16 protein-coding genes, 1 pseudogene and 1 riboswitch are annotated in these 15185 nt (G+C 60.4%); of the genes and pseudogenes, 10 read left to right on the top strand and 7 right to left on the bottom strand.

The window, feature by feature from the left end:
• Window positions 1-34 precede the first annotated feature (34 nt).
• Window positions 35-166 (top strand): annotated as a pseudogene (locus AC4PR2_RS13640) (type II toxin-antitoxin system Phd/YefM family antitoxin); the annotation flags it as partial.
• Window positions 167-370: 204 nt separating this feature from the next.
• Here AC4PR2_RS13640 and AC4PR2_RS13635 read toward each other — a convergent pair.
• The gene (locus AC4PR2_RS13635; protein WP_060424915.1) at window positions 371-733 is read right to left on the bottom strand and encodes a winged helix-turn-helix transcriptional regulator; all 363 of its coding nucleotides are present in this window, start codon (window positions 731-733) and stop codon (window positions 371-373) included.
• 122 nt (window positions 734-855) lie between these two features.
• Between AC4PR2_RS13635 and AC4PR2_RS13630 the strand changes: the two genes are divergently transcribed.
• The gene (locus tag AC4PR2_RS13630) at window positions 856-1689 is read left to right on the top strand and encodes an enoyl-CoA hydratase/isomerase family protein (protein WP_492175225.1); all 834 of its coding nucleotides are present in this window, start codon (window positions 856-858) and stop codon (window positions 1687-1689) included.
• Window positions 1690-1703: 14 nt separating this feature from the next.
• Here AC4PR2_RS13630 and AC4PR2_RS13625 read toward each other — a convergent pair whose 3' ends face one another.
• Together AC4PR2_RS13625 and AC4PR2_RS13620 are read right to left on the bottom strand one after the other, a co-directional pair.
• Entirely contained in the window at window positions 1704-3485 is a 1782-nt protein-coding gene (locus AC4PR2_RS13625) for a hybrid sensor histidine kinase/response regulator (RefSeq protein ID WP_442995693.1), read from the bottom strand.
• Entirely contained in the window at window positions 3482-4114 is a 633-nt protein-coding gene (locus AC4PR2_RS13620) for a response regulator transcription factor (RefSeq protein ID WP_197658709.1), read from the bottom strand. Before AC4PR2_RS13620 ends, AC4PR2_RS13625 begins: the two co-directional genes overlap by 4 nt.
• 175 nt (window positions 4115-4289) lie before the next feature.
• Between AC4PR2_RS13620 and AC4PR2_RS13615 the strand changes: the two genes are divergently transcribed.
• Window positions 4290-4604 (top strand): putative periplasmic lipoprotein, encoded by a 315-nt coding sequence (locus AC4PR2_RS13615; protein WP_025303891.1) that lies wholly within the window; start codon window positions 4290-4292, stop codon window positions 4602-4604.
• Window positions 4605-4799: 195 nt separating this feature from the next.
• Window positions 4800-7877 carry an autotransporter outer membrane beta-barrel domain-containing protein gene (locus AC4PR2_RS13610; RefSeq protein ID WP_492175223.1) on the top strand — a complete coding sequence of 1026 codons (3078 nt, stop codon included), beginning with the start codon at window positions 4800-4802 and terminating at the stop codon, window positions 7875-7877.
• A 144-nt stretch (window positions 7878-8021) separates the two neighbouring features.
• On the opposite strand, the gene rluF is transcribed toward AC4PR2_RS13610, so the two are convergent.
• Window positions 8022-8891 carry a 23S rRNA pseudouridine(2604) synthase RluF gene (gene rluF, locus AC4PR2_RS13605; protein ID WP_021504493.1) on the bottom strand — a complete coding sequence of 290 codons (870 nt, stop codon included), beginning with the start codon at window positions 8889-8891 and terminating at the stop codon, window positions 8022-8024.
• A gap of 210 nt (window positions 8892-9101) precedes the next feature.
• Here rluF and AC4PR2_RS13600 point away from each other — a divergent pair, with 210 nt between their 5' ends.
• Together AC4PR2_RS13600 and AC4PR2_RS13595 are read left to right on the top strand one after the other, a co-directional pair.
• Entirely contained in the window at window positions 9102-9482 is a 381-nt protein-coding gene (locus AC4PR2_RS13600) for a putative T6SS immunity periplasmic lipoprotein (protein ID WP_342121118.1), read from the top strand.
• 87 nt (window positions 9483-9569) lie between these two features.
• Window positions 9570-9788: a DUF1158 family protein gene (locus AC4PR2_RS13595; protein ID WP_492175254.1), complete on the top strand. Its 219-nt coding sequence runs from the start codon at window positions 9570-9572 to the stop codon at window positions 9786-9788.
• Window positions 9789-9794: 6 nt separating this feature from the next.
• Here the strand turns inward: AC4PR2_RS13595 and AC4PR2_RS13590 are convergent, their stop codons facing one another.
• Complete coding sequence (locus tag AC4PR2_RS13590; protein WP_033648951.1) at window positions 9795-10244, bottom strand: winged helix-turn-helix transcriptional regulator; 450 nt, start codon at window positions 10242-10244, stop codon at window positions 9795-9797.
• A gap of 95 nt (window positions 10245-10339) precedes the next feature.
• Here AC4PR2_RS13590 and AC4PR2_RS13585 point away from each other — a divergent pair, with 95 nt between their 5' ends.
• On the top strand, window positions 10340-11569 hold the full coding sequence (locus AC4PR2_RS13585) for an MFS transporter (RefSeq protein ID WP_141959929.1): 1230 nt from the start codon (window positions 10340-10342) through the stop codon (window positions 11567-11569).
• On the opposite strand, the gene AC4PR2_RS13580 is transcribed toward AC4PR2_RS13585, so the two are convergent.
• Entirely contained in the window at window positions 11546-12226 is a 681-nt protein-coding gene (locus tag AC4PR2_RS13580) for a methyltransferase (RefSeq protein ID WP_070913875.1), read from the bottom strand. The two genes, AC4PR2_RS13585 and AC4PR2_RS13580, sit on opposite strands and share 24 nt — an antisense overlap.
• Window positions 12227-12327: 101 nt before the next feature.
• Window positions 12328-12753, bottom strand: coding sequence for a GNAT family N-acetyltransferase (locus AC4PR2_RS13575; protein ID WP_443014692.1), 426 nt, complete (start codon window positions 12751-12753; stop codon window positions 12328-12330).
• Window positions 12754-12895: 142 nt separating this feature from the next.
• Window positions 12896-12992: riboswitch (TPP riboswitch) on the top strand.
• Window positions 12993-13027: 35 nt separating this feature from the next.
• Here AC4PR2_RS13575 and thiM point away from each other — a divergent pair.
• From thiM to AC4PR2_RS13560, 3 genes are all read left to right on the top strand, one after another.
• Window positions 13028-13819 carry a hydroxyethylthiazole kinase gene (gene thiM, locus AC4PR2_RS13570; protein ID WP_492175221.1) on the top strand — a complete coding sequence of 264 codons (792 nt, stop codon included), beginning with the start codon at window positions 13028-13030 and terminating at the stop codon, window positions 13817-13819.
• Window positions 13819-14619 carry a bifunctional hydroxymethylpyrimidine kinase/phosphomethylpyrimidine kinase gene (gene thiD / locus AC4PR2_RS13565; protein ID WP_443014693.1) on the top strand — a complete coding sequence of 267 codons (801 nt, stop codon included), beginning with the start codon at window positions 13819-13821 and terminating at the stop codon, window positions 14617-14619. Before thiM ends, thiD begins: the two co-directional genes overlap by 1 nt.
• Window positions 14620-14703: 84 nt before the next feature.
• Window positions 14704-15162 carry an inhibitor of vertebrate lysozyme family protein gene (locus AC4PR2_RS13560; RefSeq protein ID WP_084827272.1) on the top strand — a complete coding sequence of 153 codons (459 nt, stop codon included), beginning with the start codon at window positions 14704-14706 and terminating at the stop codon, window positions 15160-15162.
• Window positions 15163-15185: the final 23 nt, after the last annotated feature.

Here is a 15185-nt window from a genome sequence, read left to right as displayed (position 1 = left end):
CGACTGGGATACGATGAAAGTAGAGACCATCAACTACGTTATAGAATCCTATGAGCAGCAGAAGCGAGAGAACGCCATTGCTCTGCTGAAATTACTGATACTGTCAGCGAAGGATAAAGCGGAAGGGCGTGTGTTCTCGAAGGAACAGCTGTTGGATGGGCTTTAAGCATTACAGTGCTCAACATTAAGGGATTGCATTGGAACAGCAGGTGGCCTTTGAGCACACGCGTACCGTAAGGCACTGTATTGACTCCATTGTCACACCATCAGGACATCCAGCAGCTGCTGTTTAAGCGATTCATCATGCCCTGATAGCCCGAGGGCTGCCTAACCCTCGTTTACCTGCAAGTGAAAGACTTTGGGGATCGCATCACCCGTCCTGCTCATCATACTTGCGCTGGCACTCCTGAATCGCCTCAATATTTCCTAACGTCCAGTCGAACAGTACCGAGAACGGCCCCTGCAGGGATTTGCCGAGCGGCGTCAGCGAATACTCGACGCCAAGCACCCGCCCATCCAAGACTTTGCGATGCACCATGCCGTTGCGTTCCAGTTTGCGCAGGGTCTGGGTCAGCACGCGTTGCGTGACGCCATCCAGACGGCGCTTGATAGCGTTGAAACGCTGCGGCTCGCGCAGCACTTCCAGCACCATCATGGACCATTTATCGGCAATCTGATCGAGCACGATGCGGCTTGGGCAGTCGGCGCGGTAAACAACATCGGTCTTATCCATCGGTATCCTCCTGCATCCCTGGGATGCTTAAGGGGCGTAATTGACGCCAGGTATGCAAAGTATACCATTTGAAACAGGGCACGAATAACCCGCACTTGTACCCCAGGTAAAAGGACATTGAGATGACAGATACAGATTTCAGCAAACTCAGGCTGTCTTATGCGCACGGCGTGATGACGATCGCTATCGATAACCCACCGGTAAACGTGCTTGATGTGGCGCTGATGTCGGAAATCAGCCGTTTATTGCTCGCGGTGCGTGACGATCCGGATACGCGCGTGTTGGTGTTCCAGAGCGCGAACCCAGCGTTCTTTATTGCTCACGTCGACATGACCTTGATCGATGAGCCGCACGCTTTCGACGAACTGGCGAGCAACGCGCCGGAGGGGCTAAATCCGTTCCAGGCGTTTGGTGAACTGCTGCGCAGCCAGCCGCAGGTCACTCTCGTTAAGCTGGCCGGGTTGGCGCGCGGCGGTGGCGCCGAGTTTGTGGCGGCGGCCGATATGGCTTTCGCGGCACGGGAAACGGCGGGACTGGCCCAGTGCGAGGCCTTGATGGGCATTACGCCCGGCGGTGGCGCGACGCAGTACCTGACGAGCCGAATGACGCGCGGCCGCGCTCTGGAAGTGATCCTGGGCGCCGACCTTATCGATGCCGCTACCGCAGAACGTTATGGCTGGATTAACCGCGCCTTGCCTGCTGCCGAGCTGGATGATTTCGTCGATCGGTTAGCGCGCAACATCGCGGCATTGCCTGCGGGCGTGATTGCGGCGGCCAAGCAGGCGATGCCTGCACCGGATCTGCAGGCCGGTTTTTATCGCGAGCACGACGCCTGGGCGGGATTGTTCGCACGCCCGGCCGCGGAGCGGTTGATTCGCGGCGGGCTGAAGGCCGGTGCGCAAACCCCGGAGGGGGAGCGCAACCTTGAAGGCCTGCTGCGGCATCTTGCCCGCTAAGGCACCGCCTCGCGCTAGCCGGCCCCCCACTGCGTCAGCAGCGCATGCAGCCTGGCCGGCTCCAGCGGTTTGCGCAGCACCAGATAGCCTTCCTGCTCGGCCTCTTGCAATATCTGTGAGTTGAACTCGCCGCTGACCATCGCGCCGCTCACGTTCGGCAGGCGTTCGAACAGCGCTTTCAGGATGTCGAAACCGCTCTCGCCGGAGCGCAGGCGCTGGTCGCACAGCACGGCGAACGGCGTAAAACCGTCGTCGACAATGGCGAAGGCTTCCTCGGCGGAGGCCGCGCAGCGCACGGTGATGCCCCAGGTGCTCATCAGGCTCTCCCAGGCGGAGGTCACCAAGGGATCGTCGTCCACCACCAGGCAGGCGCCGCGCAGCGGCGCATAGCGGATGGGCGTGGCGGTGTTGTCGTAGGCAGCCGCGGTTTCCGGCGCTTTGTCTTCGCCGATGTATTGCGTGAAGCGCATCCAGAAGCGCGAACCTTTGCCTTCGACGGAGTGCATGCCGTACTTTACCTTCATCAGCTTGGCGCAGCGCGCCACCACCGCCAGCCCCAGCCCGTGGCCGGCGCTGTCGATTTTCCACGCCAGTTCGGGGCGGTAGTAAGGGGAGAAGATTTTGCTTTTCTCTTCGTCGGCGATGCCCACGCCGGTGTCCCACACTTCCACCAGGCACTCGGCGCCGCGCGGGCGGATAGCGATCAGCACGCCGCCCTGCTGCGTGTAGCGCAGGGCGTTTTGGATCAGGTTAATCAGCGATTGCCGCACCAGCAGCGGATCGCCCATCACGCTGATGCGCCGTTTGGGCCGCCAGGTGCGCAGCGCCAGAGAGCGGCTGTTGGCCTCTTCGCGGAACAGGGTGATCACCGAGTCGAGCAGGGCGCCGATATCCACATGGGTGGCGGCGGTGCGCACGTTGCCGGATTCGATCTTGCTGAGATCGAGCAGTGAATTGAACATCAAATGCACCGAACGCACGCTCTGCTGCAGATCCAGCAGCTGCGGCGTCAGGCTGTCGTCGCGGTTTTTGTGGATGATGGCTTCGATCAGAAAGCCCATAGCGTGCACCGGCTGGCGCAGATCGTGGCTGGCGGTGGTCAGGAACTGGTTCTTGTCCAGCAGCGCCTGTTCCGCCTCCTCTTTAGCCTGGCGGAACTGCTCCGCCAGGCGCGAGCTTTGTTCTTCGAGCAACGCCTGCTGGATAAAGAACGCATGCGAGGTTAACGCGTGGCGGTAAATGGCGAAGCCGTACAGCAAGTTCAGCATCAGCACGATGAACATCACGTCTTCCAGCCGGCAGATGATGCCGAGGTTCAGCAGCCCCCAGGAGGCGAAGAAAAAGCGGGTAAAGGTGCTGATAACCGGCGTCAGATGCGTTGCGTTGGCGGCGACGATCGCGGCGATGCTGATATTGAGCAGCAGAAAAAAGTCAAAGTTATGGGTCTGCGGCGTAATTAAATAGAGTGATGAGATCCCCAGCCCGTGAATAAAGGCCACCTTATTAATGCGCGGCAGCCAGCGGCGCAGCACGGTGTCTTCATCATTTTCCTTGGCCTCATGCAGGTAGCGGCGGTGCCATATTCGGATCGCCACGGCGCATAGCAGGTAAACGATGATCCAGGTAATGGTGGGGCCGAGTTCATCACCCAGCAAATAAATCCAGATGGCGAACGGGATGCCGACGAAAGGCACGGCGGTGAAACTGAATACCAGCCGCATGAAGGTGTTGTCCAGCAGGCGGATCTGCGCGCGTGGGGAGATACCATCATTTTGTAAATTCTGGAAAAACCTCATGACGACGGATCCCGTTTGCCGTGCAACAGCGTGATGGCTTCTACCCGGCTGTTGACGCCGATCTTTTTCAATATATTGCTGATATGTTCTTTGACGGTAGGTTCGGAAATAGAGAGCTGCGTCGCGATTCTTTTATTTGGCAGGCCGCGCAACATCATGGTTAATACGTCGATTTGCCTCGGCGTTAAATTGAATTTATTTAAATGGTCATGGCTGCTTTTAATAGCGGATTCATTTCCCTCCGGGAACCACTCCTGATTATTATTTAGCGCAAAAACCGCCCTGGCGAATAATTCAGGTGGCTCGTTTTTTAATACGAATCCGTGCCCGCCGGCATTGTGCACTTTCTGCCAGATATCGTTATTCTCGTCGCCGCTGACCACTAAAATCCGTACCTGCGGATAACGTTGTTTTACTTCTTTGAGTAATTTCAACGCTGTACCGGAAGAGAGCCAAAAATCAATCACCAGTAAACGCGGCGGGCCATTTTCCCTAATATGACGGTAGCAATTCTCTTCATTGGTCACCACATGCGCCTGTTTGAATCGGCAATGCGTGCTGAGAAAATTAGCGATGCCGCTTGCTACCAATGGATGGTCATCAACGACCAACGCATAATCCTGCCCCAAAGGATTCTCCTTTCGCCTTCACAGTTCAGATAAGTCTGATGAATTATTATCAACCCTCCCTACTTTAGGAGGGTTTTTTCGTTTAGGAAAGGGAAATATATTATTCGAGGATTTGGATAAGAGAAAACATAAAGCCAATCGATAATTTTAACTGATTGGTTATAAAGGATAATTTATGAAGAAACCACTTATCGCTTTAACCGTGACGATGATGATAGCCGGTTGTTCCACCCTGAAAACCGATCAGGCCATTCCACTGCTGCAGGCGGAAACCGCCAAAATGCTGGGCCTGGGTTCATCGGACGAAATTACCGTGACCAACGTCAATGGCGCACAGCCGGATGCGCTGGGCGGCCAAAAACTTTCATATCGCGCCACCACGGAAAAGGGCCGTATTTTCGATTGCTCGTCGCTGATGATGCCGGGAATTTTAGGTTCGTCGCCGTCGCTGAGCGCGCCGACCTGTACGCCGGTGGTCACGCATAAATAATTCGCTTTGGGGGCGGTATTGCCGCTTCCTGGTTTTCCATCGTCGGAGCGTCAGCGCCGGGGGGCAATAAGCTTTTGCTTCGACGATCACTAAACCGGCGTGCGCGAAATAACGCCTCACACTTCCTCTAGCGCAGTGAGTTTACCCATAACAATAAATTTCGCGCCATCATGCCAACGAGTACGGAGATAGCCCGTGAATGACAAGACATCGCACCCTTTAGCGGTTAAAACACCGCTTTCCAAACTTTACCTCGCTCTATTTTCCGCGCCGCTGTTGATGCTGGCGCCCGCCGATATCGCTCGCGCAGACGATGCTATTTTTGACGGCGACTCAAAAATTACCGAATCATTGGCCTACACCGGGGACGTTTACGTCGGCCGCAATCAAAGCGGCAACCTGCTGATCGAGAATGGCAAGATCAGCGCCTATAACATCAATATCGGCCGGATGTTCAACGGCCAAATTCATGACAGCCTGGTCACGGTTCGTGGGCCGAACGCTGAGCTGAACGCGGTGAACGATCAGTTCGTGCTGCGCGGCGGCCTGAATCTGGGGCGGGGCACCCTGCGGGTTGAAGACGGCGCGCTGGCCAGCGCGAAAGAGATCGTGGTCGGCACCACGCGCGGCTATGACAGCCACCTGATCGCCACCGGTGCCGGTTCCCGCGTCACCAGCAATTTTCTCAGCGTCGGCACCGACTTAGGGGCGCGATCCACGCTGGCGATTGAAGACGGCGCGGTGTTGAATACCGCCTTTGACGCGCGCATCGGTAATGGCAGCGGGCCGGGCGAGACCGATACGCTGAGCCCGAAGGCCACGGTCACGGGGGCCAATTCCCAGTGGAACGTCGGCCGTGCGCTCACGCTCAACGGCGATCTGGACGTGCTGAACGGCGGCGCGGTCAACGTCGGTAATATTCAGGTGGCGGGCGTCTCCGGCGCGCGTAAAACCGCCGAGCTGACGATCGCCGGCAACGGCTCACGGTTTACCAGCGGCAGCAGCGTCAACGTCGGCGATTACGGCAATGGCGTGTTGGCGGTCATGGACGGCGGGACATTCTCCGCCGGCGGCAACGAAGTGGTGCTGGGCAAGACCGGTTCCGGTTCTAACCGCGGCGCGCTGATTATCGGCAGCCGCGGCAACATGGATACCGGCACCGGGTTGACCGAGCCGACGCTCGGCGCGGCGGGCGCTGCAGGCACTATCGATGCCCAGACGGCGATCGCCCTGCGGGGCGGATTGTTCCGCAGCTATGTGTACTTTAACCATACCGACGGCAATTACGTCTTCAGCAACAAGATGAGCGGCGAAGGCGAGGTGATCAACACCGCCGGGCACACGACGCTGAACGGCGATCTCACTGGGCTGCAGGCCAACGTCACCGCGCGCGGCGGTAAGCTCATCATCGCCAGCGATATCAATACCCAGAAAGAAGACGACATTTTCGAGATCCAAACCCTTAGCGCCGAAAACGGCGGCACGCTGATCCTCAATGCGACGGCGGGTTCCGACGTCAATAACGGGCAGGGCTACAGCAGCGCCGCGTCGATCAAGGCCGGCGGCACATTGGGCGGCAACGGCACGCTGGGCCAGACCGAGATCCAGTCCGGTGGTCATATCTCGCCCGGCGACGGCAATATCGGCACGCTGACGCTGAAACGCTACCTGAATTTTATCGGCGAATCCTTCTATGACGTCGATATCGCCGGTGACGGCCGCAGCGACCAGTTGCTGGTGGCGGGCAAAACCACCATTAGCGATCGGGCCAAGGTGCAGGTCACGGCGCTGGATCCGCAAACCAGCTATAAAACCGGCCAAAGCTACCGCATTCTGACCTCGGACGGCGGCATTGACGGCCAATTCGCGGCGGCGGTCTCCAAGTCTGCCTTCCTCGATGTGGCGTTGAACCACAGCGCCAACGCCGTGGATCTCACCATCGCGCAGAAAGACACGGGCGGTGAAAATCCAGGGGGCGAGAATCCGGGTGGGGAAAACCCAGGCGGTGAGAATCCAGGCGGTGAGAATCCAGGGGGCGAGAATCCGGGCGGTGAAAACCCAGGTGGTGAAAATCCGGGGGGCGAGAATCCGGGTGGGGAAAACCCAGGCGGTGAAAATCCGGGGGGCGAGAACCCAGGCAGCGGCAAGCCGGGCATTTTCCAAACGGTGGCCGAGAGCGGCAACCAGTGGAATACCGCCGGTGCGCTCTCGACGTTGGTGCAGAGCGGCCCTTCGCTGGCGCTGTACAACTCGCTGCTGCTGCTGAGCGCGCCGGAAGCGCGCGAGGCGTTCAATCAGCTGTCCGGCGAAGTCTATCCGTCGATGCAGTCTAACCTGATCGCCGGCAGCACCCAGCTGTTCAACGTGCTGAACCAGCGCATGCTGCGCCTGTTCGCCAACGACAGCCTGCCGGTACCGCCGTTGGCGATGTCGCTGGTGCAACCGGCGCAGGCGCAAAACAGCGGCGTCTGGGGACAGACCTTCAGTTCCTGGGGCCGAAACAGCGGCAACGGCAACGTGGGCAAGCTGGATGGCAACACCACCGGCTTCCTGTTGGGGGCGGATCGCAAGCTGGCGGACCATAACGTGCGCATCGGCGGCTACTTCGGTTACAGCCGCGGTGACTACGACGTCGACAGCCGCCGTTCCAAGGCTGATACCGACAACTACCACCTCGGCCTGTATGCGGCGGGGCAGCAGGATGCGTTCTCGCTGCGCGGCGCGCTGGGTTACACCTGGCACAAGATCGAAGGCAAGCGCAACGTCGATTTCAGCGGCTTCTCGGATCGGCTGAAGTCAGACTACGATGCCAACTCATTGCTGGCGTTCACCGAAGCGGGTTACCGTTTCGGCCAGCCGGAGATGAACGTCGAACCGTTCATTAACCTGAGCTACATCCGCCTGCATACCGACAGCTTCCAGGAGTCGGGTGGCGCGGCGGCGCTGAGCGTGCGCAATGAAACGATGAACACCTTCTACTCCACGCTCGGGGTGCGCGGCGTGACCGAGCTGCCGAAGAACGTCAGCCTCTATGGCTCGCTCGGTTGGCAGCATGCCTACGGCGATAAGAACACTTCATCGCGTATGGCGTTTGCCGGCAGTGACGCGTTCGTCACTCAGGGCCAGGCCGTGGATGACAACGTGATGGTGGGTGATATCGGCGTGAGCGTGAAACTGTCGCGCGCCGCGACGTTGGATGTCGGCTATCAGGGGCAATTCGGCGCCGATACCCGCGTGAATTCGGTCAACGCCAACCTGCGCTGGTCGTTCTGATTTTTCCTCTAGACTTCTCTGGTACTTGCAGGCCCGCTTGATGCGGGCCTTTTTTATGGTGAGGGCTCAGTGGCGGCCTGTGGCTGACTTTTATGATGAAAAAAACCGCGCAACGGCGGGCTTGGCGAGAAGAGCGAGCGGGGCTTAACGCCCTTTTTTCTTGCGCCCTGGCTGGGTAAAGCGCTTACGGCCGGCCGGCGCAGCGGCTTTGTCGGCGCTTTTGGGGCCGCCGGCACTCGGTTTTTTCGCCGCGGCGGATTTGGCCGGGGCCTTCTTCGCCGGCTTGGCCTCGGACGAGGAGCCTTCAATCAGTTTGAACAGCTCGATCAGCTCGTCATCGGTCAGATCGCGCCATTCGCCCAGCGGCAAGCCTTTCAGGCTGACGTTCATGATGCGCGTGCGTTCCAGCTTGGTGACCTCGTAGCCGAAGTGTTCGCACATGCGGCGGATCTGGCGGTTCAGCCCCTGCACCAGCGTGATGCGGAACACGAACGGCGCCTCTTTCTTAACCTTGCACTTTTTGGTCACCGTGCCCAGCATCGGCACGCCGGCGCCCATGCCGCGAATAAACTCGTCGGTCACCGGCTTGTTGACCGTCACCAGATACTCTTTCTCGTGATTGTTGCCGGCGCGCAGGATCTTGTTGACCAGGTCACCGTGGTTGGTCAGAAAGATCAGCCCCTGTGAATCCTTGTCCAAACGGCCGATCGGGAAGATGCGTTTGCTGTGGTTGACGAAGTCGGCGATGTTGTCGCGCTCGCCGTCTTCGGTGGTGGTGACGATGCCGACCGGCTTGTTCAGCGCGATCAGCACCAGATCTTCTTCATTACGCGGTTCGATCAGCTGACCGTTAACCTTCACGACATCCCCGGCAAATACCTGAGCGCCAACGGTGGCGCGCTTACCGTTGATGAAAACGTTGCCCTGTTCGATGTATCGATCGGCATCGCGGCGTGAGCAGATACCGCTCTCGCTAATGTATTTGTTCAGACGAATGGATGAGTTGGTCAGCATGGGATCTCCGTAAAACGCGGACTATACATTACCCGAATGACGCTGCGAAGCGAATCGTTAAGGCTTCCGGCCGTGATTCACGTTAGACGTTAAGGTATAGATTCTTTTTAAGCGGGTTAGGATAATAAAACAATTCAGACAGCGATGAGTGAGCATTAGTCGATAGGGAGCCTCTGCGGTATACAGAGCCGCGTATAAGGAATGGGTAGCATGAAAAAATATGTGATTCTATTCACGGCCTGCCTCCTGGTCGGCTGTCCGGGGCCTGGCGATAAGCTGACTCCACGCTTCCCCGCCGTCGTCACTGCCAAAGATAACCATGTCTGCATTCTTTCTTCTATGAAGGCGGGGGATAATATTCGCTTCGTTCAGATTTATAGCGAATCAGGCGATAAGCTCATTAAAGCTATCGATAATGACGTTTTCTTCGTTGAGCCGGGGAGGTGCATGCCGGTATTCGACTATGCTTTTCGGCCAGGGAAGCGTTATTCCGTCGCCTACGATATACAGACACCCGAAGGTTCGCATTTGATTACCGCCGCATTCATGGTTGTCTCCGACGAACGGGGCAACCTGAGGGTTAACCATTAACACATGTTCTTAGGTTTAGTTTGTTGGACTGCGTTAGGTTGTAGAATGAAAGGCTATGAAAAAACTTGCCCTGTTGCTCGCTAACACATTGGCTGTTGTTGGGCTGGCTGTGCTGACAATAAAGCTTTTTCCTGTACCCAGGCTCAAACCGCTTGGCTGATTGACGCCAGCGAGTTTTTCCATTTTAACGATACGGAATGGTTTGGTGCGCTCATTTTTGGCGCGGTTTATCTGCTGGCCGGGTATCTGGAATGGCTCTTTATCCGCCAGGTTTTTCAGCGGGTGAGCTGCGGGCACCGCCACTAACTCTCATCACCGTTCCTCCACCTTCACCACCCGGGTATTCAGCGGGGTGAGCGTCTGCCCGGCGCTGCCGATCGGCGTCAGGCGCGGGACGGGGCGGCCGCTGTCGCTTTCCACCAGCGTTGAGTGCGCTTCTCCCTCGGCGAACAGATGATCTTCCCCCCACTGGCGCAGGCCGACGATCACCGGAAACAGCGCGCGGCCTTTCTCGGTCAGTACATATTCCTGATAGGCGCTGCCATCTGCGGCGGGCACGATCTCCAGCACGCCGTGCGTCACCAGAGCGCGCAGGCGGGTGGCAAGGATATTCTTCGCCATCCCCAGCCCTTTTTGAAATTCGCTGAAGCGGGTGACGCCGTCGAAGGCGTCGCGCACGATCAGCAGCGACCACCAGTCGCCAATCACATCCAGCGTGCGCGCCACCGGGCACGGCGCGTCTTCCAGACTTTTACGTTTCACGACGGTTATCTCCAGCTGCATATTCTGGTTGCATTATAAAACCTCCACGCCTAAAGTTCATTGGGTTTAATAATGAAACCAGACTGAGGTGTGCAATGAGCGACAAACTGCTGGATCCCCCCTGTGCGATGCTGGGGCGCCTGCCGGCCCCCCTGGTGCTGCTGTTGGCCGCCGCCAGCGCCTTCAGCGTGGCCAACGTTTACTATGCGCAGCCGCTACTGGACGCCATCGCCCATGATTTTTCCATCAGCCTGGCGGCGGTCGGCATGGTGATCAGCGTGACTCAGTTGGGCTGCGCGCTGGCGCTGCTGTTGGTGGTGCCGCTGGGGGATCGGTTGAACCGGCATCGGTTGCTGGCGGGGCAACAGCTGGGGCTGATCGGCGCGCTGCTATTGGTGGGCTGGGCGCACAGCGCGCCCTGGCTGCTGGTAGGGATGTTGCTGGTAGGCTTATTGGGCACCGCCATGACGCAGGGGCTGATCGCTTACGCCGCAGCCCTGGCGGCGCCGCAGGAGCGCGGGCGGGTGGTTGGTGCGGCGCAGGGCGGAGTGGTGCTGGGATTGCTGCTGGCGCGCACCCTGTCCGGCGCGCTGGCGGACGTCGGCGGCTGGCGCACGGTGTATTTCTTCTCTGCCGGGGTGACGCTGGTATTGCTGCCGATCTTGTCGCGCCTGCTGCCTGCGCCGCGCACCGCTCCCAGTACGCTGAGCTATCCCGCGCTGCTGCGTTCGATGCTGAGCCTGTTGCTGCATGACCGCACGCTGCAAATTCGCGGCATGTTGGCGCTGCTGATGTTCGGCGCTTTCAGCCTCTTTTGGAGTTCGCTGGTGTTGCCGCTGAGCCAGGCACCGTTCAACTTCACCCATGCCGCGGTGGGGGCGTTCGGCCTGGTCGGCGCGGTGGGCGCACTGGCGGCGGTGCGCGCCGGGCATCTGGCGGATCGCGGGCTGGGGCAGGCGGCCAGCGGCGTGTGTCTGCTGCTGTTGACGCTGGCCTGGCTGCCGCTCGGTTTGCTCGGCAGCGGCCTGGTTTGGCTGGTGGCGGGCATCGTATTGCTGGATCTGGCGGGCCAGGCGATCCACGTGCTGAACCAGAGCATGATCTTCAGCGCGCACCCGCAGTCGCACAGCCGGCTGGTGGGCTGCTACATGCTGTTTTACGCCGTCGGCAGCGGGCTGGGTGCCTTTGCCGGCACCCATATGTACGCCTGGGCGGGCTGGAGCGGCGTCTGCTGGCTGGGGGCAGGCGTGAGCCTGAGCGCGCTGCTGTTTTGGCGGCTGACGCTGCGCGGGATGCCGCCCTCATCGACGGCGGTGGAGCAGTGAAAGCTGGAAGCCCAGCGCACCGCACAACTGCTGAGGCGCGGTGAAGCCGCTTTCCGCCAGGAGGAGACGGCTGCGCGCCGCCGCCATCGGGTGCCAGTTGCGGCGGGTGCGTTCGATCACCTCCTGCGCCTGCGCCGCCGAGTGCCCGGCGCTTTGCAGCCAATGTTGGTAGTGGCTGACGGGCAGACCCTCCGGCTGATAGTCGAACAGCAGCAGCGGTGCTGCGGGGGAGAGGCGCTGCGCCAACTGCTGCAGGAAATCCAGTTTGGCGCCATCGTCGGCGATAAAGTGCAGCACCAATGAGCACACCGCCGCGTCGTGGCGGGTTTGCGGCGCTTGTTGCAGCAAGGTGGGCTGGAAGCTCACCCGTTGTGCGTAACCCGCGGCTTCGGCCTTGGCGCGCGCGGCCGCCAGCATGCCGGCGGAGGGTTCCACGGCGCTGAAACGCCAGCTGGCGTTGGCGGCGGCCAGCGCCTCCAGTTCACTGCCGGTGCCGCAGCCGGCCAGCAACAGCGTGGCGTCATTCGGCAGCGTCTGTGCGAGCGTCGCCGTCAGCAGCGCCTGGGCAAACTGATAGCCGGGCACCAGGGTCAGAATACGGCGATCGTAGTCCGCCGCTGCGGCATCGGGGAAGCGTGTATCCGTTTGGTGTTGCATAACCTTCCTTGCCAAGTTCATTGAGAGAGACAAGGAAGGTTATGCTTAAATGATAATGAAATCCATTATCATTAATGAGTTCTGTGACGGGAAAGGCGGCGTTAGCGGGCCGGCGAATGCATCAGGTAATAATCTTCTTCGCCGTCGTTGCCGGTAGAGATGATGCGCCAGCCGTGTTTGCGGTAGAACGCCAGCGCCTTTTCATTCTTCACCAGGCATTTCAGCGAGCCGGTGGCGGTGAAGGTAGCTTCCGCCGCCTGCAGCAGCGAACTGCCGACGCCGCGCGGCGGCTGATGGGGATCGACATACAGGTTATGAATGAAGTTGTCTTCGCGGTAGACGGAGACGAATCCCAGCAGCGTGCCGCCGTCTTCCGCCACCCAAATCGCTTCGCCCAGCGTCGCTCCGTCGAAATCTTCCAACTGATAGTTTGAGGTATCGCGCCAGCCGAACGCCGCCTTGCGCGACGCCAGGTACAGCGTGCGCAGGAAGGGGCGATCGGTCTCTTGGTAGGGTCTTATCTGCATGGCATCTCCCGGTGGTTTGTGCTCACTATAGCGCATTGCGCGGCGTATGCCTGCCGAGCCAATTTATTCGCTTGTTTGTCCGCGCCGCCGCTGGCATGATCCCCTGCAGGGATTAACGCAACGTTGATCACAACCTATTGATTTTCATGACTCGGGGTGCCCTTCTACATGAAGGCTGAGAAATACCCGTATTACCTGATCTGGATAATGCCAGCGTAGGGAAGTCACGGCCGCCCAGCCGGCGCCGCCTTCTTGAACGCCGGTTGGGAGGAATATGATCGCTCGACCTGATGCACTACCCGGCGCGCGCGCCGCGGCCTGTCTGACCCAATTCCAACAGCGGCCTCCGCTGATCCACTGCCTGACCAACGAAGTGGTGCAATCGCTGACCGCCAACGTGCTATTGGCGCTCGGCGCCTCCCCGGCGATGGTGGTGGAGCCGCAAGAGGCGGCGCAGTTCAGCGCGCTGGCCGATGGCCTGCTGATCAACGTCGGTACCCTCAATGCGCTGCGCGCCGAATCGATGCGGGCGGCGGTGGCCGCCGCCAATCGGGCCGGCAAGCCCTGGACGCTGGATCCGGTGGCGGTCGGCGCGCTCTCCTACCGCACCGCCTTTGCTAAACAGCTGCTGGACGAGAAACCGGCGGCGATACGCGGCAACGCCTTGGAAATCATGGCGCTCAGCGGGTTGCTGGCCAGCGGCCGCGGGGTTGACAGCGGCGACGATTCGCTGGCGGCCTTGCCCGCCGCGCGTGAGCTGGCGCAGCGCAGCGGCGCGGTGGTGGCGGTCACCGGCGCGGTGGATTACGTCACCGACGGCCAACGCGATTGGGCGATCGAAGGCGGTTCCCCGCTGATGACGCGGGTGGTGGGCACCGGCTGCGCGCTGTCGGCGGTCGTGGCGGCGTTTTGCGCCCTGCCGGGCGATCGCCTGGACAACGTGGCGACCGCCTGCCGGGTGATGTCCCACTGCGGCGGCCTCGCGGCCAGGCAGGCCGGCGGGCCGGGCAGTTTTACGCCGGCGTTCCTCGACGCCCTGTATCAGCTGCGCGGGGAGGATCTGTGATGAAACGTATTAACGCCCTGACCATCGCCGGCACCGATCCCAGCGGCGGCGCCGGCATTCAGGCCGATTTGAAGGCTTTCTCGGCGCTTGGCGCCTACGGCGCCTCGGTGATCACCGCGCTGGTGGCGCAGAATACCCGCGGCGTGCAGTCGGTGTATTACATCGATCCGGCGTTCGTCGCCGCGCAGTTGGACTCGGTGTTCAGCGACGTGCGTATCGACAGCGTCAAGATCGGCATGCTGGCCAACGCCGACATCGTGCAGGCGGTGGCCGAACGGCTGCGCCATTACCGGCCGGAGTTCGTGGTACTGGACACCGTGATGCTGGCGAAAAGCGGCGATCCGTTGCTGGCGCCGGAGGCGGTGGCGTCTATTCGGCGCGAGCTGTTGCCGCTGGTGTCGATCATTACGCCGAACCTGCCGGAAGCGGCGGCGCTGCTGGCGTGCGCGCCGGCGGAAGATGAAGCGCAGATGCGCGAGCAGGGGCGGGCGCTGCTGGCGATGGGTTGCCGGGCGGTGCTGATGAAGGGCGGCCACCTGAGCGAAAGCGAGAGCCCGGACTGGCTGTTTACCGCTGAAGGCGAGCAGCGCTTTACCGCGCCGCGCGTCGCCACCCGCCACACCCACGGCACCGGTTGCACGCTCTCGGCCGCGCTGGCGGCGCTGCGCCCGCGCCATGCCGACTGGGCGGCTACGGTGGCCGCCGCCAAGGACTACCTGCAACAAGCGCTGCAACAGGCGGACACGCTGGAGGTGGGGCACGGCATCGGGCCGGTGCATCATTTCCATGCCTGGTGGTGAGTCAACTTTTTGCCGCAACCGTGGTCTGACTAGTTCAGGCCCGGTTTGACGGGCAAAACCTGATTTAACCTAGGGAGAAGGACTATGACGGGACACCAGGCGCTGCGTTGCGCCCTCTTCGGCGCACTGCTCAGCTTCAGCGCGGGCAGCTTTGCCCAGCAGATCGTCACCACGTCGGATTTGATTCAGCAGCCGGGGTATCAGGCCAGCTGGCAAAACATGGTGAAAGGCCAGGCGCGGATGCCGGGCTGGGCGCGCAAGGGCGTCGGCACCTCTACGCCGGCGCAGAATCTGAACTGGAAGGGCAAAGAGTATCTGGTCGGCAACCTGTGCAAGCCGCACGACTGCGGCAACAACTTTTTGATCGTGGCGTTCAGCGCGGACAAATCCCAGGCCTGGGGCGTGCGGGTGGCAGTGGAAGATCGGCCGGAAGCCGTCGATCATCCGAAGAAGTATGCCAAGTACCAGTGGCTCGGCAAGCCGAATGACGACATGAAGGCGCTGCTGAAGCAGCAGTTCGAGAACAATCCTGATTGGAAATAATCAGACTGGGGGCGCCGGTGATG

This window comes from Serratia sp. A07, from assembly GCF_058725505.1.
Note: the sequence above shows the minus strand (reverse complement) of the source record. Positions and strands in the feature narration are given on the sequence as shown.